Annotated in this window: 2 protein-coding genes; both read left to right on the forward strand. The window is 66.3% G+C overall.

The window, feature by feature from the left end; all coding sequences use genetic code 11:
- On the forward strand, positions 1-1329 hold a 1329-nt coding region (locus WB785_RS23530; protein ID WP_424082320.1), incomplete at its 5' end, for an acyl-CoA synthetase.
- Positions 1330-1385: 56 nt separating this feature from the next.
- Positions 1386-2687, forward strand: coding sequence for an MFS transporter (locus WB785_RS23535; protein ID WP_424082322.1), 1302 nt, complete (start codon positions 1386-1388; stop codon positions 2685-2687).
- Positions 2688-2713 lie beyond the last annotated feature (26 nt).

Genomic DNA, 2713 nt, shown 5'->3' on the forward strand with positions numbered 1-2713 from the left:
GCGCTGAGCCGCAGCGATGTGGTCGGCGCCGCGACATCCGTGGCCGAGCGGGTGGGCGGCGCGGACCGGATCGCCGTGCTGGCCACGCCGACCGCCTCGACCGCGTTGGCCATCGCCGGATGCCTGATCGCCGGCGTTCCGGTGGTCCCTGTGCCCGCCGACGTCGGGCAGACCGAGCGCCGGCACATCCTCACCGACTCCAGCGCGCAGGCCTGGCTTGGCCCGGTGCCCGACGAGCCGGAAGGCTTGCCGCACATCCCGGTGCGCACGCACGCCCGTTCCTGGCACCGCCTGCCCGAGCCGTCCCCGCAGGACACCGCGCTGATCATCTACACCTCGGGCACCACCGGCCCGCCCAAAGGGGTGCAGCTGAGTGGCCGGGCGCTTGCCGCCGACCTGGATGCACTCGCCGAAGCTTGGCAGTGGAGCTCCGAGGACACCTTGGTGCACGGGCTGCCGCTATTCCATGTGCACGGCCTGGTGTTGGGGCTGCTCGGGTCGCTGCGATTCGGAAACCGCTTCGTGCACACCGGAAAACCGACGCCCCAAGCCTACGCAGCAGCGAAAGGCACGCTGTACTTCGGTGTGCCGACGGTGTGGTCAAGGGTGGTTGCGGACCAAGCTGCAGCCGAGGCGCTGCGGACGGCCCGGCTGCTGGTGTCTGGCAGCGCCGGCCTGCCGGTGCCGGTATTCGACCAGTTGGTTCGGCTCACCGGGCACTCGCCCGTCGAACGCTACGGCGCCACCGAGTCGCTGATTACGCTGTCCACCCGCGCCGACGGCGAACGCCGTCCCGGCTGGGTCGGGTTACCGCTGACCGGGATCGAGACTCGATTGGTCGACGACGACGGTGCCCCGGTGCCGCACGACGCCGAAACGATTGGGCGGCTTCAGGTTCGCGGCCACACCCTGTTCAACGGCTATCTGAATCGGCCGGATGCCACCGCTGATGCGTTCGACACCGACGGCTGGTACCGCACCGGTGATGCCGCCGTCATCGACAGCGACAGTATGCATCGCATTGTCGGCCGCGAGTCGGTAGACCTGATCAAGTCCGGCGGATACCGGATCGGCGCCGGCGAAATCGAGACTGCACTGCTCGGGCATCCTGGGGTGGCCGAGGCGGCAGTGGTCGGGCTGCCCGACCCAGACCTCGGCCAGCGTATCGTCGCATACGTCGTTGGTGACGCCGAGCCGCAGGAATTGATTGACTATGTTGCTCAACAACTTTCGGTGCACAAACGACCGCGTGAGGTGCGGGTCGTGGATACCTTGCCGCGTAACGCGATGGGCAAGGTGCTAAAGAAGGAGCTGTTGATCCGCGGCTGACGTAGGACGGATCTTCCCCTACCGTCGTTATCGTGCAGACCCGCAGCGTCACGCCGATGAGGCGAGTTGCCGCCGCATGTCTGGTCGGCTCGGCGATCGAGTTCTACGACTTCCTCATTTACGGCACCGCGGCGGCGCTGGTTTTTCCCACCGTCTTCTTTCCTCACCTCAGTCCGACATTGGCCACGATCGCGTCGATGGGCACGTTCGCCAGTGCGTTTGTGGCTCGGCCGATCGGCGCGGCGACGTTCGGTTATTTCGGGGATCGGCTGGGCCGGAGGAAGACCCTGATCGTCACGCTGGTATTCATGGCCGTCGCCACGGTGTCCGTGGGCGTGGTTCCCAGTACGGCGGCCATCGGTCCCGCAGCCCCGCTGATTCTCATTGCGCTGCGGCTCATGCAGGGATTTGCTGTCGGCGGCGAATGGGCAGGCGCAGCCTTGCTGAGCGCCGAGCATGCACCACCCGGCAGACGCGGCCGGTATGGCATGTTCACGCTGCTCGGCGGCGGCACCGCAGGGGTGCTTTCCAGCCTGACGTTTTTAGGTGTCAACTTCAGCATCGGAGAGGACAGCCCCGCCTTCATGGCGTGGGGGTGGCGCATACCGTTTCTGATCAGCGCCGTTCTGATCGGTATCGCCCTATATGTGCGGGTCAGAGTCGACGAGACTCCGGTATTCGCCGAGGAGAAGGCCCGAAACCTTGTCCCCACAGCGCCAATAGCGGAGTTGCTGCACTTGCAACGTCGGGAAATTCTGTTGGCCGCGGGCAGCATCCTGGGCGGCTTTGGATTCGCCTATATGGGCAACACCTACCTCACCGCGTACGCCCATACCCATCTCGGATACACCCGCGGCTTCATCTGGGCAATCGGCGCGCTGGGCGGGTTGGCGAGCATGGTGTCCGTCGCGCTCTCGGCCAGTCTGAGCGATCGATTCGGCCGTCGCCGGATCATGTTGCTGGGCTGGGTGGGGTGCGTGCCGTGGGCGGCGGTAGTGATTCCGTTGATGGACACCGGCAAGCCCGCGTTGTATGCAGTCGCGATCGTCGGGATGTTCGCGATCGCCGGGATCGGTTCCGGACCCACGGGCGCTTTCATTCCCGAGTTGTTCGCCACCCGGTACCGCTATAGCGGATCGGCGCTTGCGGTCAACCTCGCCGGCGTCGTTGGCGGCGCGTTGCCGCCGTTGGTCGCGGGAACACTGCAGGCAACCTACGGCAGCTGGGCGGTCGGCCCCATGCTGGCCGTCCTGGCCTCGGCCAGCGTTGTGTGCACCTGCCTACTGCCCGAAACCAAAGGAACCGTGCTTGAAGCCACGCCAGGCGCGGGCGTCGCCGGGGTATCAACGGGCGGTTGATCGCACCGCATTTTTTCCCTGTTTCA

The sequence above is a fragment of the Mycobacterium sp. genome (assembly GCF_049585075.1).
Lineage (GTDB): Bacteria > Actinomycetota > Actinomycetes > Mycobacteriales > Mycobacteriaceae > Mycobacterium.

What these genes read in the sequence shown, in the direction of transcription:
- WB785_RS23535 (WP_424082322.1), top strand. Translation starts at nt 1,386, where the DNA reads ATGAGGCGAGTTGCCGCCGCATGTCTGGTCGGCTCGGCGATCGAGTTC.